Source organism: Streptomyces sp. NPDC048507 (genome assembly GCF_043199995.1).
Lineage (GTDB): Bacteria > Actinomycetota > Actinomycetes > Streptomycetales > Streptomycetaceae > Streptomyces.
The window spans coordinates 369,272-392,952 of sequence record NZ_JBICWZ010000002.1; the positions used below are offsets into that span (position 1 = coordinate 369,272).

Below are 23,681 nucleotides of genomic sequence, written 5' to 3' on the forward strand. Positions count from 1 at the left end.
GAACCCAGGGTTCCTTCGACAGTATCGGCCGCGTTCCGCCTCGTCGCCCGGACGCGTACCGGTAATCCCGTGCCGTCTCACCCCGGTCTGTGCCGCCTGATCCTCGCGGCCGTCCGTTCGCGCCTTCCCGAGGCCTTCCCCCGCGCCGCCCCCGTGGCGGGGCGCGCGTTCTTCTCATTCACCTACCTCGAAGGCAAGGCAGAGATGGCACCCCGGTCCCCGCGCCGAAGAAGTCCCGTCGCCCCCCATCCCGTGGACGAGGTCCTCCCCCTCTCCCGGCTCTCGCTCTACGGCTTCCAGCACGTCCTGGCGTTCTACGCCGGCGCGGTCCTCGTCCCGATCATCCTGGGCAACAGCCTCGGCCTGTCGCCACAGGAGCTCGTCTACCTGATCAACGCCGACCTGTTCACGGCCGGCCTCGCCACGATCATCCAGGCCTGGGGCTTCTGGCGGATCGGAGCACGGCTCCCGCTCGTCCAGGGCGCGACGTTCACCGCAGTCTCCCCCATGATCGCCATAGGCCAGGGCGCGGGCGGCGGCACCGCCGGGCTGCTGGTGGTCTACGGCGCGGTCATCACCGGCGGCGTCGCCACCTTCCTGTTCGCGCCCTTCGTCGGACGGCTCTCCGCCTACTTCCCGCCGGTCGTCACCGGCACGCTCCTGACCGTCATCGGCATCACGCTGATCCCGGTGGCCCTCCAGGACGTCGGCGGCGGCTCCGACCTGGTGGGCCGGCCCGGCTACGGGGACCCCGTCCACCTCGGCTACGCCGCCGGAACCCTGGCGGTGATCCTGCTCGTGACCCGGTTCGGCGGCCCGTTCCTGCGCAGCATCGCGGTCCTGCTCGGGCTGGCCGGCGGCACGGCGGCCGCCTGGCTGCGGGGCGACGCCGGACTCGACGGGGTCGCGCAGGCGGACTGGATCGGCGTCAGCACCCCGTTCCACTACGGGGTGCCGGAGTTCTCCGTCTTCCCGATGCTGGCGATGGTCGTCGTCATGATGATCACGATGGTGGAGACCACCGGGGACGTGTACGCCATGGGCGAGATCACCGGCCGGGACGTGGACGGCGAGACGGTCGGCCGGGCCCTGCGCGCCGACGGCCTCGCCACCGTGCTCGGCGGGGTGTTCAACTCCTTCCCCTACGTGGCCTTCGCGGAGAACATCGGCCTGGTGCGCATCTCCCGGGTCACCAGCCGGTTCGTGGTGGTCGCCGCGGGCGTCTTCATGATCCTGCTGGGCCTGGTCCCCAAGGCCGGGGCCGTGGTGGCCTCCGTCCCGCATCCGGTGCTGGGCGGCGCGGCCGTCGCCATGTTCGGCATGGTCGCCACGGTCGGCGTGCAGATCCTCGCCAAGGTCGACCTGAAGGAGGAGCGCAACGCGCTGATCCTGGCGCTGAGTCTGGGCGCGGCCATGCTGCCGACCACGGTGCAGCCGCTGTTCGAGCGGATGCCGACCGAGATGCGGGCGGTGCTGGGCAGCGGCATCACCCTCGGCAGCCTCACGGCCGTGCTGCTGAACCTGTTCTTCCACGCCTTCGCCGACCGGCGTACGGGGGACGACATCGACTGGGACGGCCTCGCCGACGCGGACGGCACGACGGGTCCCCGCGGCGGCCCGGACGGCCCGGACGGCCCGGCGGGCTGGAACCCGTGGGAGACCCGGCCGGGGGCCGGAGCGGCGGCCGGGCCGGGGGGTGGGCCGGGGGGCGGCGGCCACGACGGCCGGGCCGGCTGGGACGGGTGGCAGGGCTGGGAGGGACCGGAAGGAGGCACCGGCCGGACGGCCGGGCCCGCCCGCTGATCCGCCCCTCGCCGCGCGGAGGCCACGGTCCCCGCGCGGCCGCTCCCTTGAGGTGATGCGCCCGTGTCCAGACTCCCCTTCTCCCCCTCCGAGGCGAAGGCCGCCCGCCTCCGCGTCGGCATGACGCCCTCCCAGGTCGTCGCCGCCATGGCCCAGTTGGGCATGCACCGGCCGCCCGAAGCGGTCCACGCCTGGGAGTCCGGGGGCGTGGCCCCGACCGAGACCGAACTCTTCGCCCTGGCCGACGCGTTGTGGTGCCCGGTGCCGGTGCTGATGGCCCGGCCGCCGGGCACCCTGTACGAACACCGGCTGGCCCGGCAGTTCACCGCCGAGCGGCTCGCCGAGCGCGCCGGCGTCGACCCGTACACGTACGCCCGGGCCGAGACCGGGCACGACTGGTCCGGCACCGACCACCAGACCCTGCTGCTGGCGGACGCGCTGGGCCTGCGCCCGGAGGAGCTGCTGGAGGTCATCGACCGGGCCGGCGCGTTCACCGGCCTGCTCCAGCAGGCGGTCGAGGGCCGCTGGAAGGCGTACGTCGCCCCCCTCGCGGAACTCGCCCGCGCCGACGAGCGGCGCGTCGCGCACGCCCTGCGGACCCTGCACCGGGAGTACGCGGGGTTCAACGAGCGGTACATGGGCCACCTCGTCGCCCGCAGCGGCGACGCCCGCCTCAAGGAGATCGCCGTCGAACGCGCCCACTGGCTGGCGGAGCTGCCGGAACGGTTCCGCCACCTGACGGGCCGCGTCTGACGGCGGTGCTAGATTGTGCGGCCGCCCGGCACGGGCGGCTCACCCCACGCCGCACGGACGGGCCGACCCGATGAACCTCCCTCCCCTGCCCGGTCCCGTCGCCGACGGGCCGGGGATCCCGGCGCCCGGACGCGGCGCCTGGCTGCGGCGCGGCATCAGCCGCGACGGCGGGCCCCTGGTGGAGGACCGCGAGGTGGTGTGGCTCCAGGCGGGTCCGTACTACGCCGACAGCCGGGGCTTCGCGGGCGTCACGTCCTTCGACGGCTCCCTCGTACGCTTCCACCACCTGGAGGGCGAGCCCGGCGAGGACACGGGCGCCCTGCGGTGGGAGGGCCCGCACCTAGTCGAACGGGGCACCAACACCGACGGCAGCACGTTCCTGGAGGTGTGGACCCCGCTGCCCGACGCCGAGGGCGACACCGGCTGCTGGGCCGGCCAGGGCTACCGCGTGGTGCGCGTGGGCCCGCACGTGGTGCACGTCGACGCGCGGGCGGGCACGTACTGGCGCCTGTGACGCGCCCCGCCCCGTCCACCGGCCCGGGCGGGCGGGGCGCACTGGCCGACGGGGGGCGGATCGTCATTTAAGATTCAAGGCGGCCGTGGGCCGTGGGCCGTCGCCGTGCGCGAGGGCCGCGGAGCGGTCGGGCCCGCCGTCCGGCGCGAGCGGCCCGTGTCGGGGCCCCGGTCCGGACGCGGCCGCAAGACGTCGATCATGAAGATCCCGGGGAATCGCGCCACCACCGGCGCGTGTCTCAGTGGTGTGGGACGCCCAGGCCACCCACCCACGAACAGAAGACCCCCAGGGAGAAGTGAGGTATGCCAGTGATCTGCGTCGGAGGCATGATCGGCATCGGCAAGACGAGCGTCGCCGAACTGCTCGCCAAGGAACTCGGCAGCGAGGTCTTCTACGAGAGCGTGGACGACAACCCGATCCTGCCGCTCTTCTACACGGCGAGCCCCGAAGAGATCCAGGCGAAGCGCTACCCCTTCCTGCTCCAGCTCTACTTCCTCCAGACGCGGTTCGCCGCGATCAAGGAGGCGTACAAGCAGGGCGACAACGTCCTCGACCGGTCCATCTACGAGGACTGGTACTTCGCCAAGGTCAACCACGACCTGGGCCGGATCAGCTCCCTCGAAATGCGGGTGTACGAGGGGCTGCTGGGCGAGATGATGCGCGAGATCGACGGCCTGCCGTACCGCAAGGCACCCGATCTCATGGTCTACCTCAAGGCGGACTTCGAGACGGTGCTGCACCGCATCGGACTGCGGGGCCGTGACTTCGAGCAGGACGAGGGCCTCATCGCGTACTACCGGACGCTGTGGTCCGGCTACGACGCATGGGTGCACGAGCACTACTCGGCGAGCGAGGTCCTCGTCATCGACATGAACCACACCGACGTGGTGCACGAGCCCGAGGACGCCGCCCGTGTGGTGCGGGAGGTCAAGGCCGCCCTCGCGGTGGCGCGCACCTGAGCCGGTGAGGTGAACCTGTCCGCCGGATGGCGGCCGGGCGGGCGACAGCGGTGGCCGTGCGGCGGGGCGCGACCGAGGCTCCTTTCCCGGGACGTCGTCGACGTCGGCTACGAGGAAGGGGCCCCAGCCCATGCCGCACGCCAACGAGGAGGGCGTCGCCGCGCGCCCGGTCGATACGGTGGATACGGTGGATCAGCGCCGGAGCCGGGCCGGCCAACTGCGGAGCACGATCAGACGTACCCATCTGGTGCCGGCCTTCTTGGTGCTCACGGCGATGATGGTGGCCCTGTGGCTGATGGGCATGCCGTTCCTCGAAGCCCTGACGATCTCCACCGGTGTGAAGGCCGCCCTGGCCCTCCTTGAGTTCCGCCGGGACGCCCGCCCCTAGGCCGTCTAGGTCTGCTGCGCCTCAGGCGATGCGCCGGGCCCCGGCGGACGGGGAGACGGGGAACAGGTGCGGAGCCTGGTACCCGGCGGCACCGAACGCGGCGGTGACGGCCGCTCCGAGCGTCCGCGTCGCGGACTCCTCCGCGAGCACGATCACGGACCCGCCGAATCCGCCGCCGGTCATCCGCGCTCCGAGCGCTCCGTGCGCCAGGGCCGTGTCCACCACGAGGTCGCTCTCCGCGCAGGAGATCCGGAAGTCGTCGCGCAGGGAGGCGTGCCCTCGCGAGAGGATCGGCCCGAGCGCCGCCGGATCCCCGGCCCGCAGGTGCGCGACGGCTTCGGCGACCCGCGCGTTCTCCGTCACCACGTGCTGTACCAGGGGCACGAGCCGCGCGGGCAAGGCCCGTGTGGCGCGGGGCAGTTCGGCGGGCGTCAGATCGCGCAGCGCGGCCAGGCCGAGCAGGGCGGCGGCGCGTTCGCACCCGGCGCGCAGGGCCGCGTACGCGCCGTCCCCGAGGTCGTGCTTGACCCGGGTGTCCACGACCAGCAGGGTCATTCCGCCCGCCTCGGGGGCGAACGGGACCTGCTCGTGCACCCCGGCGCGAACGTCCAGGTGCAGGGCCGCACCGACGGTGCAGCAGGCGGAGGCCATCTGGTCCATCACCCCGCACGGCACGCCGGCGAAGCCGTTCTCCGCCCGCTGGGCGAGCAGCGCGAGGGCGGGTGCGTCCAGGGCGAGCCCGTACAGGTCGGCGAGGGCGAAGGCGACCGCGCATTCGAGCGCGGCGGAGGAGGACAGGCCCGCCCCGGTGGGGACGGTGCTGTCGATGTGCAGGTCGGCGCCCCCGACCCGGTGTCCGGCTTCGCGCAGCGCCCAGAGGACCCCCGCCGGGTAGGCGCCCCAGGTGGTGGTGACTCCGGGGACCAGGTCCGCCGGCCGGAGGTCGATGACCGGGCCGCCGGCCTGGGCGCTGTGCAGCCGCAGCCGTCCGTCCCGCCGCCGCCGCGCCGCGACCAGGGTGCGCTGGGGGATGGCGATGGGCAGGGCGAAACCGTCGTTGTAGTCGGTGTGCTCCCCGATCAGGTTGACCCGGCCGGGCGCGGCCCAGATTCCGTCCGGGCGGGCTCCGTAGATCCGGTGGAACGCCTCGTTCACGTGGTCTCCCCGGTGGTGGGGACGGTGCCGGGGAGCCTGTTCATGACGCGACCTCCCGCAGCCGCCGGGCCGCCGCTTCCGGGGCGATGTCGTTGACGAAGGCCTCCATGCCGGATTCGACTCCGGCGAGGTACTTGAGCTTCTCCGCCGAGCGCCGCACGGTGAACAGCTCCAGGTGGAGGGCCAGTTCCCCGCCGCCGGTCGTCGGCGCCTGGTGCCAGGCGGCGATGTACGGGGTGGGGCCCGGCCGCGCGGTCCGCCCCTCGCCCCGGAACAGCCGGTCGAACCTGCGCAGCAGTTCCAGGTACGTGCCGGGCAGCTCGGCCCGCTCGGCCTCCGTCAGGCGGGTGAGGTCGGCCACCCGGCGGTGCGGGTAGAGGTGCACCTCGTAGGGCCAGCGGGCGGCGTAGGGGACGAAGGCCGTCCAGTGCTCCCCCACCAGGACCAGCCGTTCGGTGGCGGAGCGGGCACCGGCCAGCAGGTCCTCGAAGAGGTTCTCGCCGGTGGCCGCGCGGTGCCTGGCCGCGGCGGCGGCCATCTTCGCGGTGCGCGGCGTCACGAAGGGGAAGGCGTAGATCTGCCCGTGCGGATGGGCGAGGGTGACGCCGATCTCGGCGCCCCGGTTCTCGAAGCAGTACACCTGCTCGACCCCGGGCAGCGCCGACAGCTGCCGGGTGCGGTCCGTCCAGGCGTCGAGGACGAGGCGGGCCCGGTCCTCGCTCAGATCGGCGAAGCTCGCCCCGTGTTCGGGCGTGAAGCAGACGACCTCGCAGCGCCCCTCACGGCCCGCGAGGGAGGGGAACCGGTTCTCGAACACGGCCACTTCGTAGTCGGCCGCCGGGATCTCGCCGAGGTGGCCGTCCCGCGAGGGGCACAGCGGGCAGGCGTCCGTCGGCGGGAGGTGGACGCGCCCCTGCCGGTGCGAGGCGATCGTGACCCAGTCGCCGGTCGCCGGGTCCAGGCGCAGCTCGGGGCGGCTGTCGACGGGCTCCAGGGGGCGCGGGTCGGCCGCATCGCGCTCGGCGCCCTCGTCGAGGTCGTAGTAGATCAGCTCGCGGCCGTCCGCGAGCTTCGTCGTGGTTCTCTTCACGGAGCACGCCCGTCCTTGGAAGCCGTCCCTGGAAGCCATCCCTCAGCTCTCGACAAGAATAAACAGAAACCAACTTTAGTCAACGACGCCAGTGGGGCGGTCCGACGGCGCGCTCCCCGCTCCGGCGCTGCTGGATGACGACGACCGCGACCAGGCCGATGAGCGCGTACAGGGCGACCAGTCACCCTCATGGGCGAAGACTGGCCCGAACCGGGAATCGAATGATTTCCGCGCAACGACGGCACCCTCCACTTCTACAGCGGAGGCCGCACCGGGCTGACGGCCCGGCACATCAGCGGGCGGCGCAGGAGGGCCGGGACGGAACGGGTCGGGCACATAGGTCCGGAGGGAACTGTGGTGGTTTCCCACATGGCTGACCGACCTGGGGCTTTCTACGTTGTGGCGACACGGAATCGTCCCCGCAACCACCCCGGAGTGGTACTCATGGCCGCCTCTGCACCCGCTCCCTCCGTTCCCGCCGGCATCAGACGGGTCGTCGCCGCCAGCCTCATCGGCACGACCATCGAGTGGTACGACTTCTTCCTCTACGGCTCCGCCGCCGCGCTCGTGTTCAACAAGCTGTTCTTCCCCTCCAGCGACCCCCTCGTCGGGACCCTGCTGGCCTTCCTCACCTATGCCGTCGGCTTCGCCGCCCGCCCGCTCGGCGGGGTCGTCTTCGGGCACTACGGGGACCGGATCGGGCGCAAGCGGCTGCTGGTGCTCAGCCTGCTGATGATGGGCGGGGCCACCTTCGCGATCGGGCTGCTGCCGACCCACGCGAGCGTCGGGGTCGGGGCGCCCGTGCTGCTGACCGTGCTGCGGCTGGTGCAGGGGTTCGCGCTGGGCGGGGAGTGGGGCGGGGCGGTGCTGCTGGTCGCCGAGCACGGCGACGACCGCAACCGCGGGTTCTGGGCCTCGTGGCCGCAGGCCGGCGCCCCCGGCGGAAACCTGCTGGCCACCGGGGTGCTCGCGCTGCTCGCCGCCGTCCAGTCCGACGAGGCGTTCCTCGCCTGGGGCTGGCGGATCCCGTTCCTGCTGTCCGGGGTGCTGGTGGTGATCGGGCTGTGGATCCGGGTGTCGGTCTCGGAGTCGCCCGCGTTCCTGGAGGCGCGGGCCAGGGCCGAGGCGGAGGAGGCCGCGGGGGCGAAGGCGCGGCCGCCGGTGGTCGAGGTGCTCCGCAGCGGCCGGCGCGGCGTGCTGACGGCCATCGGCGTCCGGCTCGGCGAGAACGTCTCGTACTACATCCTCACCGCCTTCCTCCTGGTGTACGTCACCGCCCACCTCCACCTGCCGAAGTCCGACGCCCTGAACGCCGTACTGATCGGCTCGGCCGTGCACTTCGTGGCGATACCGCTGTGGGGCGCGCTCTCCGACCGGATCGGGCGGCGCGCGGTGACCCTCGTGGGCTCGGTCGGCATGGCGGGCTGGGCCTTCGCGTTCTTCGCCCTGCTCGATTCCCGCTCCTTCCCGGTCATCGCCGCGGCCGTGACCGCCGGACTGCTGCTGCACGGGGCGATGTACGGTCCGCAGGCCGCCTTCATCACGGAGATGTTCGACACCCGGGTGCGGTACTCGGGCGCGTCCATGGGATCGCAGCTCGCCTCCATCGTCGGCGGGGCGCTGGCCCCGATCATCGCCGTCGAGCTGCTGAAGGACTACGCGTCCTCCCTGCCGGTCTCGCTCTACCTGTGCGCGGCGGCCCTGGTGACCACGGTGACCGTGCTGTTCGCCCGGGAGACGCGGGGCCGCAGCCTCACCGGGGCCGGGCCGGCGCCGGCGCCCGTGCGGACGTCCGTCCGCGGCTGACGGCGCCCGTACGCGCGCACGTATGCTCACCCCCGTGACGGACCGCGCCGGCGAAGGGGCCGGCCTTCGGGAGCTGCTCGGCCTGCTCGCGCGGGGCGCGCCGGCCGAGGACTTCGCCCGGCCGGCCGCCGCCGCGCGCGCCGCCGGGGCTCCCGCCGGGGAGGTCGCGGCGCTGGAGGAGGCCGCGCGGGTGGCCCTGGAGGTGCACCGGACGCTGCTGCGCCACCGCTCGCGGGAGGCGGAGCTGACGGCGCTGTTCGACACGGCGGGCGACCTCGCGGCGCTGCGGGACCTCGACGCGGTGCTGCGGGCCATCACCCACCGGGCCAGGCAGCTGCTGCACACGGACGTCACGTACCTCTCCCTCAACGACGAGGTGGCCGGCGACACCTTCATGCGGGTCACCGAGGGGTCGGTGTCGGCCGCCTTCCAGCAGTTGCGGCTCGGCATGGGCGAGGGGCTGGGCGGGCTGGTGGCGCAGACCGCCCGCCCGTACGCGACCGGGGACTACCAGGGCGACCGGCGTTTCCGGCACACGCGCGCCATCGACGGCGCGGTGGCCGAGGAGGACCTGCACGCGATCCTGGGGGTGCCGCTGCGGCTGGGCGCTCGGGTGATCGGGGTGCTGTTCGCCGCCGACCGGCGCTCGCGCGCGTTCTCGGCGCGCGAGGTGGCGCTGCTGTCCTCGCTGGCCGACCACGCGGCCATCGCGATCGACGGGGCCCGGCTGCTGGAGGAGACGCGTCGGGCGCTCGCGGAGCTGAACGCCGCGTCGCGCACCATCCAGGAGAACAGCGACGCGCTGCGGCGGGCCGAGGAGGCGCACGACCGGCTGACCGGCCTCGTGCTGCGCGGCGGGGACATCACCGAGGTCGCCGCGGCGATCGGCACGCTCCTGGACGGCGGCACGCTGATCCACGACGCGGACGGCGTGGAGCTGGCCCGCGTACGATCGCACCCGCTGACGCCGGCCGCCCCGGCGGTGGCGGCGTCCCGGGGCAGCGGGCGGGCGGTGCCCCGGGAGGGGGCCTGGGTGTGCGCGGTGCTGGCCGGGCCAGAGTTGCTGGGCAGCGTCACCCTGACCGGCCGGGCGGACCTCGACGACGCGGGGCGGCGCCTGTTCGAGCGGGCGGCGACGGTGACGGCGCTGCTGTTGCTGCTGCGCCGGCAGGTCGCGGAGACCGAGGACCGGATACGCGGGGAGCTGCTGGGCGACCTGCTGAGCCCGTCGGCGGATCCCGCGGGGCTGGCGGTACGGGCCAGGCGGCTCGGCGTGGACCTGGGGCTGCCGCACGCCCTGTTCGTCCTGCACGGCGGGGGCGCCCCGCGCCCGCGGCTGCTCGCCGCGGCGGCGCACCAGGCCCGCGAGCGGGGTGGCCTGGCGGGGGTGCACCACGACCACGTCGTCCTGCTGGCCCCCTCGCGGTCCGCCGGCGCGGACGCGTCGGGTCTGGCCGGCGCGCTCGCCCGGGCGGTGGGCGGCCCGGTCACGGTCGGGGCGGCGGGCGCCGAGGGCAGTCCCGCCGTACTGCCGGGCGCGCACGCGGAGGCCCTGCGCTGCCTGTCCACGCTGCGTGCGCTGGGGCGGGACGGGGACGGCGGCACGCTCGCGGAACTCGGTTTCCTCGGGATGCTCCTGGGCGACCGGGCGGACCTGCCCGCGTACGTCCGGGAGACGCTCGGACCGCTGCTGGAGTACGACGAGCGGCGCGGCAGCGACCTCGTGGGCACGCTGCGCGCGTACTTCGCGTCGGGCATGAGCCAGGCCAGGGCCAAGGAGGCCCTGCACGTCCACGTGAACACGGTGGTGCAGCGGCTGGAGCGGATCGGGCGGCTGCTGGGGCCCGACTGGCAGTCGCCGGACCGGGCGCTGGAACTGCAACTGGCCCTGCGGCTGCACCGGGCGTCGGGCGGGGCCGCTCCGGGGCCCACCGCTCCCTGAACCCCGAACCCTGAACCCCGAACCCGAACCCCGAACCCATACCCCCCACCCCGCGGCCGCGCGTCGCCGGGGCGCGTTGACAGGGATCTCCGTCGAGTCCATGATTCCACTAGTCATCTAGTGGACTGATGGAAAGATCGACGGAAAGGAGGGCTGCCGTGCGAGACACGACCACCGCCGGCGCGGCGGACGACCGGTGGGCCCTGGAGGCTCGCGGGCTCGGCAGGAAGTACGGCCGGCGCTGGGCCCTGAAGGACTGTTCCTTCCGGATTCCGGCGGGCCGCATCGCCGCCCTCGTCGGACCGAACGGTGCCGGCAAGAGCACCCTGCTGAACCTGGCGACCCGCCTGACCGAGCCATCGGCCGGCGAGCTGCGGGTTTTCGGCGCTCCCGCCGACGACCCCGCCGCCATGACCCGCTGGGCCTATCTGGGCCAGGACAAGCCGCTGTTCAAGCGGTTCACCGTCGAGCAGACCCTGAGGATGGGCCGGGAGCTGAACCCGGGCTGGGACCAGGCGGCGGCCGAGCGGATCGTACGGGCCGGCCAGGTGCCGCTGCGGGCCAGGGCCGCCGACCTGTCGGGCGGCCAGCGCACCCGCCTGGCCCTCGCGCTCGCCTTCGGGAAGCGGCCCGAACTGCTCCTGCTGGACGAGCCGATGTCCGATCTGGACCCCGTCGCACGGGACGAGATCGGGGGGCTGCTGCTGTCCGAGGCCGCCGAACACGGCACCACCGTCCTGATGTCCTCCCACCTGCTCAGCGAGATCGAGGACATGTGCGACTACCTGCTCGTCCTCGCCGACGGCCGGGTTCGCATGGCCGGCGAGGCGGACGAGCTGGTCCCCATGCACACCCTGGTCACCGGCGTGTGCGCGGACGACGCCCTGCCCCCGGCGCTCGCCACCCACACGGTGGTCGAAGTGCGCACCTCGGGGCGCCACTTCACGGCCCTGGTGCGGCGCCAGGGACCGCTGGAGGGCGACTGGCAGCTCGCCGAGCCCAGCATGGAGGAAGTGCTGCTCGGCTACCTGCGCTCCCCCGGCGCCCCCGCCCTGCTCTCCCCGACCGCCGTCCCCGGCCACCGAGAGGAGCGCGCCGCATGAGCACGCTCACCCAGACCGGCCCCGGCCGGCGCACCGCCACCGTCCCGGCCCGCCGGCTGCGCGGACTCGCCTGGCTCATGGCCCGCCAGCACCGTACGGCCCTCATCGCCTGCGCCGCGGCCGTCGTGCTCGGCACGGCCTGGATCGCGTACCAGCGGGGTGCGATGCTCGACTCCCTGCACGCCGCCGGCTGGCCCGGGAAGAACGGCGCGGACCTCGACGGCAGCCTCACCAACAGGATCGCCAACGACCTGAACTCGGCCGGCGCCTCGCTGGCCTTCCTGCCGACGCTGCTGGGCGTCTTCCTGGGTGCCCCGCTGATCTCGGCCGACCTGGAGAACGGAACCGCCCGGCTCGCCACCACCCAGTCGGTGTCCCGCACCCGGTGGCTGGCGTGGAAGCTGGGCTTCGCGCTGGCGCTCGCCGCGGTGACGGCCGGCGTCCTCGGCCTCGCGTACGCCTGGTGGTGGCGCGCCGCCGGTCCGTTCACCGGCAGGGACTGGCTGACCGGCCCGGTGTTCGAGGTCACCGGCCCCACCGGAGTCGCCACGGCCCTGTTCACCACCTCCCTCGGCATCCTGGCCGGCGCGCTGCTGCGCCGCACGGTGGCGTCCATGGCCTGTACGTTCGTGGTCAGCGGTCTCGCCCTGATCGCGGCCGAGGAGTTCCGTACGCTGCTCGCCACCCCGAGGCGGCTCACCTACCCCTTCGGGGGCGTCCGGCCCGCCCTGCTCGACCAGGTGCCGGTGGTCGACGAGTGGATCGCCACCGCCTCCGGGAAGCTCTACGGCTGGGGCACCTGCGTGCACGACAGCGCGCCGGAGAGCTGCCGCGCCTCGCTCGGCATCGTCAACTCGGTCGCGGACTACTACGGCAAGGACCAGATGGCGGGGATGCAGTGGGGTGCCGCGGCGGTGTTCACGGCGCTCGCCGGCGCCCTGATCGGCCTGCTGCTGTGGCGGGCCCGGCGCCGGGCCCTGTAGCCATCGCGCTTCCGGCGTACCCCTAGGCTGAAACTCCCACCGAAGACCGAGGAGGCGGGCACCGTGGTCGTGTTTCGCATCGAACGCCGCAGCGGCATGCCCGCCTACCTCCAGATCGTCCACCAGGTGGAGCAGGCGCTCCGGATGGGCGCCCTGGAGGAGGGGGACAAGCTCCCGACGGCGGCTCAGGTCGCCGCCACCACCAAGGTGAACCCCAACACCACCCTCAAGGCGTACCGCGAACTGGAGCGGCTGGGGCTGGTGGAGGTCCGGCAGGGTTCGGGCACCTTCATCACCCGCACCCTGGCCACGGCGCAGACGGCGCCGGAGTCGCCGCTGCGGGGGCGCCTCGGGGAGTGGATGCGCGAGGCGCGGGAACAGGGGCTGAGCGTCGAGGACGTGACGACGCTGTTCGACGCGGCGCTGGGTGAGACCTACCCCGAACGCCCCGCAGACCTTTCATTCATTGCAAGATCGTGAATACGATCTTTCATATCAAGCCAAGACCGGGATGCATGCCTACTGTTCAGAGGTACCTCGCTTGACGCGTTCCTCTGATCACTGGATCCCACGATGATTGCCGCATCACCGCGCCGCCGCACCGCGCTCACCCTCGCCACCTCCCTCACCTCGCTCTGCGCCCTCACCCTGCTCGCCTCCGGCTGCGGGTTCGGCGGCGACGACGGCAAGCACATCCGGGTGGGCGTCTCGGGCGACTCCCCGGAGTGGGAGGTCCTCGCCAAGGAGGCGAAGAAGGAGGGCCTGACGGTGGAGACGGTCGTCTTCGACGACTACTCGCTGCCCAACAAGGCCCTCAGCGCGGGCGACATCGAGCTCAACGCGTTCCAGCACCTGGTCTTCCTCGCACAGTCCAACACCGAGAACAAGACCGACATCGCCCCCATCGCCGCCACCACGGTCGTACCGCTCGGCCTCTACTCCGCCAAGCACCAGCGGCTCGCGGACCTCCCCGACGGCGCCGAGATCACCCTGCCCAACGACCCCGCCAACCAGGGCCGCGGACTGCGCGTGCTGGAGCAGGCCAAGGTCATCGAACTGAAGAAGGAGGCGGGGCTGTTCGCCACCCCCGACGACATCACCGCCAATCCCCGGCACGTCAAGCTCACCCCGGTGAACGCCCAGCAGACGCCCCGCACCCTGAAGGACGCGGACGCCGCCGTCATCAACGACGGGGTCGCCGAACTCGCCGGCATCAAGGCCACAACCGCCCTGTTCAAGGACGATCCGGCCGCCCCGCAGGCCGTCCCCTACCTGAACGTCATCGCCGCCCGCGCGGACCACAAGGACGACCCCGACTACCAGAAGATCATCGAGCTGTACGCCTCCCGAGCCGTCCAGGACGAGGTCCGCCGCACCAGCAACGGCACCGCGCACCACGTCGAGCTGCCCGCCGCCGAGCTCCAGGCCGAACTGGCCCGCGTACAGAAGCAGCTGGCGCGATGACCGCCGCCGTCGAACTGCGCTCCGTGCGCAAGGAGTTCCCCGGCGGAGCCGTCGCCGTGGACGACGTCAGCCTGTCCGTCGCACCGGGCACCGTCTTCGGGGTCATCGGACACAGCGGCGCGGGCAAGTCCACCCTGCTGCGGCTGGTCAACGGACTGGAGGAACCGACCTCGGGCAGCGTCCTGCTCGACGGCCGGGACATCGCGGCGCTCGGCGAACGCCGCATGCGCCCGGTCCGCCGCGACATCGGCATGATCTTCCAGCAGTTCAACCTCTTCCGCTCGCGCACCGTCCTCGGCAACGTCCTGTACCCGCTGCGGCTGGCCGGTCTGGACCGCGCGGCCGCTCGGGCCCGGGCCGAGGAGACGCTCGACTTCGTCGGCCTGCGCGGCCACGGCGGGCGCTACCCGGAACAGCTCTCCGGCGGGCAGCGCCAGCGCGTCGGCATCGCCCGCGCCCTGGCCACCCGCCCGAAGGTGCTGCTGTGCGACGAGGCCACCTCCGCCCTCGATCCGCAGACCACCGGCGAGGTGCTGGCCCTGCTGCGCCGCGTCCACCGCGAGCTGGGCGTCACCATCCTGCTGATCACCCACGAGATGGAGGTCGTCCGCACCCTCTGCGACCGGGTGGCCGTCATGGAGGACGGCCGGGTGGTCGAGAGCGGAGAGGTCTACGAGGTCTTCGCGCGCCCGGCACACGCCACCACGGCCGCCTTCGTCCGCTCCGCCCTGCACGGCGCGCCCGACGGCCCGCTCCTGGAGCGGCTGCGGACCCGCCATCCGGGACGGCTGGTCACGGTGCCGGTCGTCGACGGGGCTCCGGCCCTGGAGACCCTCTCGCCGCTGCTGCGCGAGCACGGCGTCGACTTCGCCTTCGTCCACGGCGGAGTCGGCGAGGTGCACGGCCGGCCGCTCGGCAGCGTGACCCTGGCGCTGCGCGGGCGGGACGCGGCGGTCGAGGCGGTCGTGCGCGGCCTCGCCTCCCCCGCGGCGCGGGAAGCGGGCGTACGGTGAAGGCCGACTGGAGCACCTTCTGGCCCAAGGTCCTCGACGCCACCGGCGAGACCGTCTACATGGTCCTGGTGACGCTGGCCCTGTCCACCGTGCTGGGGCTCGCGACCGGCCTCGCCCTCTACGCCACCCGCAAGGGCGGCGTGCTGCCCAACCGGGCGGTGCACGCGGTCCTCGGAACGTTCATCAACGTCATCCGGCCCGTGCCGTTCATCATCGCGATCGTGGCCCTGGCCCCGGTCACCCGGGCGGTGGTGGGCACGATGATCGGTACCGACGCCGCGATCTTCCCGATGACGGTCGTGGCCACCTTCGGGATCGCGCGGATCGTGGAGTCGAACCTGCTCTCCGTCGAACCGGGCGTCATCGAGGCGGCCCGGTCCATGGGCGCCGGCCCGCTGCGCGTCCTGCTGACGGTCCTGGTGCCGGAGGCGCTCGGGCCGCTCGTCCTCGGCCTGACCTTCATGCTCGTCGCGCTGATCGACTTCTCCGCCGTCGCGGGCACCGTCGGCGGGGGCGGCGTCGGCAATCTGGCCATGACGTACGGGTACCTGCGCTTCGACACCTCCGTGATGGTGGTGACCGTACTCGTGCTGATCGTGCTGGTGCAGTCCGCGCAGTTCCTCGGCGACCGGGTCTCGCGCCGGATCCTCAGGCGCTGACCCCGGGGGCTCTGCCGCCCTGCGCCCCACCACCCCGGCGTGTCAGTAGGTGTAGCTCAGACCGGACTTGTACGGGGTGAGGGCCCGCTGGCCGACCACGCCGCGGTAGGTGTACCAGCCCCACTTCTTGCACATCGTCTGATAGCTCAGGGTGTTGTAGGACCCCGAACCCACCCGCACCCGGGGGTAGATGACGTTGTCGCCCCAGTCCCCTTCCGCCGGACCGCTGGAATAGGCGTCCACCGCCCAGTAGACGCCGACCACGGAACCTCCGCCCGGGCAGTTCCAACTGCCGAAGTTGACCCAGACGTTGCCCCCCGACCAGGCGCTGGCCGGCCCCGCGCCGAGCGCGACCGCGCTCAAGGTCAGGGCCGAACCCACCAGCACGGCACGGGACTTGCGGAGCAATGATCCACGCATGAGACCTCCCCGGTGACGACTGCGCGCACGTTCTCGTCGCGCGTGCGGAGCAGACTCCCACACGATCCGGCCGATTGTCTGACTTTCGACGGGATGACTCCGAAGTCGAACTATTGTGTGTCATGTATATGTTCGGGCGATCTGTGTTCCCCCTGGTCAGCGGAGCGTGAGCGGCGCCGCCCGGGTCACGGGGGCGCCCGCCCGACCTGCCGGAGCCGCCGTCCCGCGCGACCATGGATCCATGGAGGCCCCTCTGGGCGGGATCAGCACCCCGGGACGGATCGCGGCGCGGGGCGAGGACATCGGGACGCAGGAGCTGGCGCTCGCCGCCCGCAACCACGGGCTGCCCCTGGAGGCCCTGCGCTACGAGGTCACCCCGGCCGGGCTGCACTACGTACTGGTCCACTACGACATCCCCGCCGCCGACCCCGGAAGCTGGCGGCTGACCGTCGGCGGCCGGGTCCGCAGGCCCCTGACGCTGGACCTGGCTGCCCTGCGGGCCCTGCCCGCGGTCACCCGCCGGGTGACGATGGAGTGCGCGGGCAACGGACGGGCGCGGCTGACCCCCCGGCCGGTCAGCCAGCCCTGGCTGGTCGAGGCGGTGGGCACGGCCGACTGGACGGGGGCACCGCTGCGGGCGGTGCTCGCCGAGGCCGGACTGGCGCCGGAGGCCGTCGAGGCGGTGTTCACGGGCGCCGACCACGGGGTGGAGCGCGGGGTCGAGCAGGACTACCGGCGCAGCCTGCCGGTCACCGTCGCCACCGGCGCGGATCCGCAGGTGCTGATCGCCTACGCGATGAACGGAGAGCCACTGCCGCCGCAGCACGGGTTCCCGCTGCGGCTGGTGGTCCCGGGCTGGTACGGGATGGCGCACGTGAAGTGGCTGCGGGAGATCACGCTGACCGACGTCCCCTTCGACGGGTTCCAGCAGACGGTGGCCTACCGCTACCGGCTGACCCCGGACGACCCCGGCGAGCCGGTGACCCTGATCGCGCCGCGCGCCCTGATGGTTCCGCCGGGCTTCCCCGACTTCATGTCCCGGGTGCGCGTCGTGCGCGCGGGGGACGTGACGCTGGAGGGCAGGGCCTGGTCGGGCCGCGGGCCGGTGGTACGCGTCGAGGTGAGCGGCGACGACGGCCGGACCTGGACGGAGGCCGTGGTGGCGGCGCGGACGGGGGACGCCCTGGCCTGGCAGGCCTGGCACGGCACGTGGACGGCGACGCCGGGCCGGCACGTCCTGGTGGCGCGGGCCACGGACGCGACGGGTGGCACCCAGCCACTGGAACAGGCTTGGAACCGCGGGGGGTTCGGCAACAACGCGGTCCAGCGGGTGCCCGTCCTGTGCCGCGACTGACCGCGCCGCCCGGCGTTGCCCGGCCGGCGCCCGGGCCCGCGCTGCGGCCCGCGCGCGGTTCAGGCTCCGGGGCCGTCGAGCATCCAGGCGGAGTCGTGCGCGGTGAAACCGACCCGGGGGTAGTAGGCGCGGGCCTTCGGGGCGGCGAGCAGGACGATCGTGGCCTGCGGGGCCGCCTCCGCGGTGACGCGGATCAGCTCGCGGCCCACGCCCTCGCCCTGGTGGGCGGCGTCGACGGCCAGGTCGCTGAGGTAGGTCGCGTACGCACCGTCGGTGATCGACCGCGCGATGCCGATGAGGCGGCCGTCATCGTCCCGGGCGGTGACGACCAGGTTGGCACCGGACAGCATCCGGGCGAAACGCTCCGCGTCGTCCACGGGACGGCGCTCGGCGAGCGTGGAGGCGCGGTAGAGGGCGAGCACCTCCTCGACGTCGAGATCCGCTCCGACGACGCGTTCACAGGACCACATGCGGTGCCACTCTCCTCGGGCCCGGGCGGGAGGGGCCGCCCCGCCCGTCCGGCGGGCGCCCCACAGGTACCTGCCGGCTTTCGGCCATGATCGCACGGCAGGGGCGGCCTAGACCGGAGCCAGGAGTTCGGGACCGTTGTTGCGGACGCTGTTGACGGCGGTGCCAACCGCGCGGACCTCCAAGAGGCCCTCGGCGGGTGTCGCGAGCAGGGCGCGCAGGCCGTGCGGGTCCTGGTGCGCGGGATCCAGCCAGGCGTCGTAGTCGGCGGGGGCGAGCGCGAGGGGCATGCGGGGGTGGACGCGGCCGGCGGCGTCGGTGGCCTCGGTGGTGATCACCGTGCAGGTGGCCCACCAGGCGGCCGGGTCCTCGGGGTCGGCGACGGAGGGGTCGCGCCAGAACTCGTACAGGCCCGCCATCGCCAGCACCGTGCCGTCCCGGGGGGTGATGAAGTACGGCTGCTTGTAGGCCTTGGCGGTGGCGGTCGCGGGGACCGGTTCCCACTCGTAGAAGCCGTCGGCGGGCAACAGGCAGCGGCGCTTGGCGTAGGCGCGGCGGTAAGCGGGCTTCTCGGCCACCGTCTCGACGCGGGCGTTGATCATCTTGGCGCCGCCGCCGGGACCCTTCGACCAGGACGGCACCAGACCCCAGCGCAGGGCCCGCAACTGCCGCTCCACCGCCCCGCTCTCCCCGTCGACGCGCTCCAGCACCGCCCACACGGGGTCCGTCGGGGCGACGTTCCAGCTCGGCGGGACCAGCAGGCCGGGATCCGGGGGTTCGGCCCCGAAGAGACCGGTGAGGTCCTCGGGACTACGACTGGAGGCGTATCGACCGCACATGACCCCAGCGTGCCACGCTCCCCGGCGATACGGGGTCTGGCGCGGGCGGGGAAGGGAGGGCCGTCTACAGCGAACGGCAGGTGGCAGGGAGGTGGAACCACTCCTTGCCACTCTCAACTTATAGCGCACGGGGGGTCTTGCGGCAAGGCCCCGGGGGTGGGGCAGAATCGCGGGCCGAGGTCAGAAGCTGCTGGATTGGGTGATTCACGAAGTGTGTGCATTTTTGTCGGCAGAAGGAACCACGGACCGTCCCGCCACGAGCGCGTTCGACCTGCCCGAGCGTCTGTCCGCCAAGGCCGACCCGGCGCTGACCGGCCGCGACGAGCGGCACTTCGCGGCCATCGCGCGGAGCCTCGAGGAGTCCGTCGCCGAACTCTCCGGCCGTCTGGCCGCGGCGCGCAGGGCGCCCGGCGGCATCGGCCGGGAGGCGATGGACCGGGACGCGGAGATCCACCGCCTGACCGCCCGCCTGCGCACCCTGCGCCGCTTCGGACTGGACCTGTGCCTGGGACACGTCGTTCCCGCGGCCGGTTCCGAACCCCTCTACATCGGCCGCCTGGGCCTCACCGACAGCACGGGGCGGCGGCTCCTGCTCGACTGGCGCTCTCCCGCCGCCGAGCCGTTCTTCGCGGCGACCCACGCCGACCCGATGGGGCTCGCGAGCCGCCGCAGGTACCGCTGGAGCGGCGGCCGGATCGGGGACTACTGGGACGAGGTGTTCACGGCCGACGGCCTGGAGGGGCACGCCGCGCTCGACGACCAGTCCGCCTTCATCGCCAGCCTGGGCGGCAACCGGTCGGCCCGCATGCGCGACGTGCTCGCCACCATTCAGGCGGACCAGGACGCGATCATCCGCGCCGGCTCGCGCGGTTCCCTCGTCGTCGACGGCGGGCCCGGCACCGGCAAGACCGTCGTCGCCCTGCACCGCGCCGCCCACCTGCTGTACTCCGACCCGCGCCTGGGTCACCGTCGCGGGGGCGTGCTGTTCGTCGGCCCGCACCAGCCCTACCTGGCCTACGTCGCGGACGTGCTGCCGAGCCTCGGCGAGGAGGGCGTACAGACCTGCACCGTGCGCGACCTGGTCGCCGAGGGCGCCACGGCGCGGCCCGAGGCCGACCCGCGGGTGGCCCGGCTGAAGTCGTCCGCCGAGCTGGTGAAGGCGGTCGAGGCGGCCGTCGCCCTCTACGAGGAGCCGCCCACCGAGGCGCTGACGGTCACGACCCACTGGTCCGACCTCCGGCTGGGCCCCGAGGACTGGGCGGCCGCGTTCGACGCGGTGGAACCGGGAACCCCGCACAACGAGGCGCGCGAGCAGATCCTGGAGGAACTGCTCACGATCCTGATGGACCAGGACGACGGCGAAGCCCCCGCGCACCTGCTGCGCAGGTCACTGCTGCGCGACCGCGAGCTGATCGGCACGCTCGAACGGGCCTGGCCCATGCTGGAGGCGACCGACCTGGTGGGGGACCTGTGGTCAATGCCCGCCTACCTGCGCCGGTGCGCGCCCTGGCTCGGCCCCGAGGACGTCCGCGCGCTGCGGCGCGCGGACCCCCAGGCCTGGACGGTGTCCGACCTGCCGTTCCTGGACGCGGCGCGGCAGCGGCTCGGTGACCCGCGGGCGTCCGCGCGCGAGCGCCGCCGGGAGGCCGCCGTCGCCGCCGAGCGGGCCCGGCGGGCGGACGCCATCGAGAGCCTGCTGCAGAACGTCGTGATCGACGAGAGCGAAGGCGCGATGGGCATGCTGCGCGGTCAGGACCTGCAGGAATCCCTGATCGACGACGGCGCCGTGCCCGCCGTCGAACCGGATCTGCTCGCCGGACCGTTCGCGCACGTCATCGTCGACGAGGCACAGGAGCTGACGGACGCCGAGTGGCAGATGCTGCTGCTGCGCTGCCCGTCCCGGAGCTTCACCGTCGTCGGCGACCGCGCCCAGGCCCGCCACGGGTTCACGGAGTCGTGGCAAGAGCGGCTCGAAAGGGTCGGGCTCGACCGGATCAGCGTGGCCTCCCTGAGCGTCAACTACCGCACGCCGGAGGAGGTCATGGCGGAGGCCGAGCCCGCGATCCGCGCGGCGCTCCCCGACGCCAACGTGCCCACTTCCATCCGGGCCGGCGGCATCCCGGTCGCACACGGATCCGTCGCGGAGCTGGACACCGTCCTCGCGGACTGGCTCGCCGCCCACCCCGACGGGATCGCCTGCGTCATCGGCGCGCCGGAGTTCCGGGCCACCTCCCGCGTGCGCTCGCTGACCCCGCAGCTGTCGAAGGGGCTGGAGTTCGACCTGGTCGTCCTCGTCGACCCGCAGTCCTTCGGCGAGGGGATCGCGGGGGCCGTCGACCGCTACGTCGCGATGACGCGCGCGACGCAGCGGCTCGTCGTCCTCACCGGCGGCTGACGGACGGCCCGGCGCCGCGGTGCCGGCGGGGCCTGGGGCTCATGCGGCACCGTCCCTGAGGGAGCGGCCGAACTGCTCGTCCAGCACGGACAGCCGGCGCCAGTACTCCTCCTCGTCGATCTCGCCCGCGGCGAAGCGCCGGCCCAGGGCGGCGATCGGCGAGCGTTCGCCGTACCCCGTCTCCCGGATCTGCCAGGGGCCGCGGCGGGCGCCGCGCCATCCGGTGCGGCGCAGCAGGGTGACGACGGTGATCACGACCGCCGCCCAGACCAGCGGGAAGAACAGCACCCACGGGCCGGGCCCGTCGTACGCGAGGGTGGTCAGGGGGTTCATCTCGGTTCAGCTCCTCGGAAGCGCGGGTTTTCGTCTCGCTTCGAGACTCGCTCGGCGAGGGGGTCCGGGTCGTCGTACGGCCGGCTGCACCGGGGGTACTTCCACGGGAGTACCCGCGGGCGGGGGTCGGCGGGACGCGGGGGCCCGGGGGCGGGGGCGGGGCGCGGGTGGGGTCAGCCGAGCCAGCCGGGCCGGACCAGACCCGACTCGTAGGCCAGTACCACCAGTTGGGCGCGGTCGCGGGCCCCGAGCTTGATCATGCTCCGGCTGACGTGCGTCTTGGCGGTGAGGGGGCTGACGACCAGGCGCCGGGCGATCTCCTCATTGGACAGTCCCATGCCGACCAGGGCCATGACCTCCCGCTCGCGGTCGGTGAGGCGTTCCAGGGCGGCCGTGGAGGCGGGCTGTTTGGAGCGGGCCGCGAACTCCGCGATCAGGCGGCGCGTGACTCCGGGGGACAGCAACGCGTCCCCGTCGACCACCGCACGGACGGCACGCAGGAGTTCCTCCGGCTCGGTGTCCTTGACGAGGAAGCCCGAGGCACCCGAGCGGATGGCCTCGAAGACGTACTCGTCGAGCTCGAAGGTGGTGAGCATGACCACCCGGACGGCGCCCAGCGCCTGGTCCCCGGTGATGGCGCGGGTGGCGGCGAGCCCGTCGAGGGCGGGCATCCTGATGTCCATCAGGACGACATCTGGACACAGGGCGCGGACGAGCCGGACGGCTTCCTCCCCGTCGGCCGCCTCCCCCACGACCTCGATGTCGGGCTGGGCGTCGAGCAGGGCCCGGAACCCGGCCCGGACGAGCAGCTGGTCGTCGGCGAGCAGCACGCGGATCACGGGGCCTCCTGGTGCGGGACGGGCTTCAGCGGGACCCGGGCGACCACCCGGAAGCCACCGTCCGGGCGGGGGCCGGCCTCGATGGTGCCACCGAGGCCGCCGGCCCGCTCGCGCATCCCGGCGAGGCCGTTGCCGCTGCCGCCCGCGGGCGCGGCGGTGGCCGGGCCGTCGTCGTCCACGCGCAGTTCGAGGGTGTCCGGCAGCCAGCCGAGGCGGATGCGGGCGGTGCGCGAGCCCGAGTGGCGCACCACGTTGGTGAGGGCCTCCTGGAGGATGCGGAAGGCGGCGAGGTCGGTGCCGGGCGGCAGGCTGCGGGCCCGCCCCTCGGTGGAGGTGTGCACGGTGAGCCCGGCGGCGGCGGCCTGTTCGAGGAGTTCGGGGAGCCGGTCGAGACCGGGGGCGGGGGCGCGCGGAGCGGCGCCGGGGGCGCGGAGGGTGTCCAGGACCTGGCGGACCTCTCCGAGGGCCTCCTTGCTGGCGGCCTTGATGGTGGTGAGCGCCCTACGGGCCTGCTCGGGGTCGGTGTCGAGCAGGGCCAGTCCGACGCCGGCCTGGACGTTGATCACCGAGATGCTGTGGGCGAGCACGTCGTGCAGCTCGCGGGCGATCCGCAGGCGTTCCTCGTCGGCCCGCCGGCGGGCGGCCGCCGCGCGCTCGGAGCGTTCTCTGGACCACTGGTCTCGGCGGACGCGGATCAGCTCGAAGACGGCGAGCACCGCGAGGATCCAGGCGGTGATGCCCAGTTCCCGCGCCCAGGGCGCCGGGCCGTCCCCGGGGGGCGGCAGCCGTTGGTAGAGCCAGTGCCCGATGAGGAGGTGGCCGGTCCACAGCAGGGCGACGGCTCCCCAGGCGGCCCGCCGGTGTCCGGATATGACGGCGGCGAAGCAGGCGACGGCGAAGCTGACGAAGACGGGACCGTAGGGGTAGCCGGCCGCGAGGTACACCAGGGTGACGGCGCCGACCGCGTACGCCACGGCCACCGGGTGGCGGTGGCGCAGGAGCAGCAGGGCGGGGCCGAGCAGCAACAGGATCCGGGCCCAGACGTCGAGCGGCACGCGGCCGGTCTGCGCCTGCGCGGCCCAGCCCGTCCCGGCCTGGGCGAGGACGGCGACGAGCAGCGCGGAGCGCCAGCCCAGGCCGCGCCCGGCCCCTTCCACCCACCGTCGCCACGGCGGACCGGGGCTTTCGCGCTGTTGTTCCATACCGTCACGCTAGACGCGCGCCCACGTCACCGGCGTCACCCCGGCGTAGCGTTTGCGGTGTACTCCCCCGGTAGTACACCGGCCTGCTCCCCGGGTGCCGGCCGGCGGCCGCAGGGGGTCGGCACGTGCGCGCGGGCGGGAGCGGAGCCTGCCGCATTCCGGCCAATCGGTGACGTGTACATGACATCTCCGGACCCCT

23 protein-coding genes are annotated in these 23,681 nt (G+C 73.6%); 15 read left to right on the forward strand and 8 right to left on the reverse strand.

All coding sequences use genetic code 11. The features are described from left to right. The first annotated feature begins 69 nt into the window (after window positions 1–69). From ACGFXC_RS06795 to ACGFXC_RS06815, 5 genes are all read left to right on the forward strand, one after another. Window positions 70–1,803, forward strand: a complete 1,734-nt coding sequence (locus tag ACGFXC_RS06795; RefSeq protein WP_393710222.1) for a nucleobase:cation symporter-2 family protein — start codon at window positions 70–72, stop codon at window positions 1,801–1,803. 63 nt (window positions 1,804–1,866) lie between these two features. Continuing rightward, window positions 1,867–2,556 (forward strand): helix-turn-helix transcriptional regulator, encoded by a 690-nt coding sequence (locus tag ACGFXC_RS06800; protein ID WP_393710224.1) that lies wholly within the window; start codon window positions 1,867–1,869, stop codon window positions 2,554–2,556. A gap of 70 nt (window positions 2,557–2,626) precedes the next feature. Next, window positions 2,627–3,070 carry a hypothetical protein gene (locus tag ACGFXC_RS06805; RefSeq protein ID WP_393710226.1) on the forward strand — a complete coding sequence of 148 codons (444 nt, stop codon included), beginning with the start codon at window positions 2,627–2,629 and terminating at the stop codon, window positions 3,068–3,070. A 302-nt stretch (window positions 3,071–3,372) separates the two neighbouring features. Further along, window positions 3,373–4,029 carry a deoxynucleoside kinase gene (locus ACGFXC_RS06810; protein WP_393710227.1) on the forward strand — a complete coding sequence of 219 codons (657 nt, stop codon included), beginning with the start codon at window positions 3,373–3,375 and terminating at the stop codon, window positions 4,027–4,029. Between the two features lie 130 nt (window positions 4,030–4,159). Next, window positions 4,160–4,417, forward strand: coding sequence for a hypothetical protein (locus tag ACGFXC_RS06815; RefSeq protein WP_393710228.1), 258 nt, complete (start codon window positions 4,160–4,162; stop codon window positions 4,415–4,417). A gap of 21 nt (window positions 4,418–4,438) precedes the next feature. Here ACGFXC_RS06815 and galK read toward each other — a convergent pair whose 3' ends face one another. Continuing rightward, window positions 4,439–5,572: a galactokinase gene (gene galK, locus ACGFXC_RS06820; protein WP_393710229.1), complete on the reverse strand. Its 1,134-nt coding sequence runs from the start codon at window positions 5,570–5,572 to the stop codon at window positions 4,439–4,441. A 40-nt stretch (window positions 5,573–5,612) separates the two neighbouring features. Continuing rightward, window positions 5,613–6,662: a galactose-1-phosphate uridylyltransferase gene (gene galT / locus ACGFXC_RS06825; protein WP_393710231.1), complete on the reverse strand. Its 1,050-nt coding sequence runs from the start codon at window positions 6,660–6,662 to the stop codon at window positions 5,613–5,615. Window positions 6,663–7,106: 444 nt separating this feature from the next. Between galT and ACGFXC_RS06830 the strand changes: the two genes are divergently transcribed. From ACGFXC_RS06830 to ACGFXC_RS06865, 8 genes are all read left to right on the forward strand, one after another. Continuing rightward, window positions 7,107–8,468: an MFS transporter gene (locus ACGFXC_RS06830; protein ID WP_393710233.1), complete on the forward strand. Its 1,362-nt coding sequence runs from the start codon at window positions 7,107–7,109 to the stop codon at window positions 8,466–8,468. Between the two features lie 22 nt (window positions 8,469–8,490). Next, window positions 8,491–10,410, forward strand: coding sequence for a helix-turn-helix domain-containing protein (locus tag ACGFXC_RS06835; RefSeq protein WP_393710235.1), 1,920 nt, complete (start codon window positions 8,491–8,493; stop codon window positions 10,408–10,410). Between the two features lie 158 nt (window positions 10,411–10,568). Next, window positions 10,569–11,513, forward strand: a complete 945-nt coding sequence (locus ACGFXC_RS06840) for an ABC transporter ATP-binding protein (protein ID WP_393710237.1) — start codon at window positions 10,569–10,571, stop codon at window positions 11,511–11,513. Next, window positions 11,510–12,496 (forward strand): ABC transporter permease, encoded by a 987-nt coding sequence (locus ACGFXC_RS06845; protein WP_393710238.1) that lies wholly within the window; start codon window positions 11,510–11,512, stop codon window positions 12,494–12,496. The genes ACGFXC_RS06840 and ACGFXC_RS06845 overlap by 4 nt, the downstream gene beginning before the upstream one ends. 96 nt (window positions 12,497–12,592) lie before the next feature. Beyond that, window positions 12,593–12,976, forward strand: a complete 384-nt coding sequence (locus tag ACGFXC_RS06850; protein ID WP_393710918.1) for a GntR family transcriptional regulator — start codon at window positions 12,593–12,595, stop codon at window positions 12,974–12,976. Window positions 12,977–13,069: 93 nt separating this feature from the next. Continuing rightward, entirely contained in the window at window positions 13,070–13,960 is an 891-nt protein-coding gene (locus ACGFXC_RS06855; RefSeq protein WP_393710240.1) for a MetQ/NlpA family ABC transporter substrate-binding protein, read from the forward strand. Continuing rightward, window positions 13,957–14,973: a methionine ABC transporter ATP-binding protein gene (locus tag ACGFXC_RS06860; protein ID WP_393710242.1), complete on the forward strand. Its 1,017-nt coding sequence runs from the start codon at window positions 13,957–13,959 to the stop codon at window positions 14,971–14,973. Before ACGFXC_RS06855 ends, ACGFXC_RS06860 begins: the two co-directional genes overlap by 4 nt. Further along, on the forward strand, window positions 14,970–15,632 hold the full coding sequence (locus ACGFXC_RS06865; RefSeq protein WP_393710244.1) for a methionine ABC transporter permease: 663 nt from the start codon (window positions 14,970–14,972) through the stop codon (window positions 15,630–15,632). Before ACGFXC_RS06860 ends, ACGFXC_RS06865 begins: the two co-directional genes overlap by 4 nt. 42 nt (window positions 15,633–15,674) lie before the next feature. On the opposite strand, the gene ACGFXC_RS06870 is transcribed toward ACGFXC_RS06865, so the two are convergent. Continuing rightward, window positions 15,675–16,052, reverse strand: a complete 378-nt coding sequence (locus ACGFXC_RS06870) for a hypothetical protein (RefSeq protein ID WP_393710246.1) — start codon at window positions 16,050–16,052, stop codon at window positions 15,675–15,677. A 241-nt stretch (window positions 16,053–16,293) separates the two neighbouring features. Here ACGFXC_RS06870 and ACGFXC_RS06875 point away from each other — a divergent pair, with 241 nt between their 5' ends. Beyond that, window positions 16,294–17,406, forward strand: a complete 1,113-nt coding sequence (locus tag ACGFXC_RS06875) for a sulfite oxidase (RefSeq protein ID WP_393710248.1) — start codon at window positions 16,294–16,296, stop codon at window positions 17,404–17,406. A gap of 59 nt (window positions 17,407–17,465) precedes the next feature. Here the strand turns inward: ACGFXC_RS06875 and ACGFXC_RS06880 are convergent, their stop codons facing one another. Continuing rightward, window positions 17,466–17,876 carry a GNAT family N-acetyltransferase gene (locus tag ACGFXC_RS06880; protein WP_393710250.1) on the reverse strand — a complete coding sequence of 137 codons (411 nt, stop codon included), beginning with the start codon at window positions 17,874–17,876 and terminating at the stop codon, window positions 17,466–17,468. Between the two features lie 108 nt (window positions 17,877–17,984). Beyond that, on the reverse strand, window positions 17,985–18,713 hold the full coding sequence (locus tag ACGFXC_RS06885; protein WP_393710252.1) for an SOS response-associated peptidase: 729 nt from the start codon (window positions 18,711–18,713) through the stop codon (window positions 17,985–17,987). A 223-nt stretch (window positions 18,714–18,936) separates the two neighbouring features. On the opposite strand from ACGFXC_RS06885, the gene helR reads away from it, so the two are divergent. Beyond that, on the forward strand, window positions 18,937–21,108 hold the full coding sequence (helR, locus tag ACGFXC_RS06890) for an RNA polymerase recycling motor ATPase HelR (protein ID WP_393710254.1): 2,172 nt from the start codon (window positions 18,937–18,939) through the stop codon (window positions 21,106–21,108). A 39-nt stretch (window positions 21,109–21,147) separates the two neighbouring features. On the opposite strand, the gene ACGFXC_RS06895 is transcribed toward helR, so the two are convergent. From ACGFXC_RS06895 to ACGFXC_RS06905, 3 genes are all read right to left on the reverse strand, one after another. Further along, window positions 21,148–21,441: an SHOCT domain-containing protein gene (locus ACGFXC_RS06895; protein WP_393710256.1), complete on the reverse strand. Its 294-nt coding sequence runs from the start codon at window positions 21,439–21,441 to the stop codon at window positions 21,148–21,150. A gap of 173 nt (window positions 21,442–21,614) precedes the next feature. Further along, window positions 21,615–22,280, reverse strand: coding sequence for a response regulator (locus ACGFXC_RS06900; protein WP_393710258.1), 666 nt, complete (start codon window positions 22,278–22,280; stop codon window positions 21,615–21,617). Further along, complete coding sequence (locus ACGFXC_RS06905) at window positions 22,277–23,482, reverse strand: sensor histidine kinase (RefSeq protein WP_393710260.1); 1,206 nt, start codon at window positions 23,480–23,482, stop codon at window positions 22,277–22,279. Before ACGFXC_RS06905 ends, ACGFXC_RS06900 begins: the two co-directional genes overlap by 4 nt. Between the last annotated feature and the right edge of the window lie 199 nt (window positions 23,483–23,681).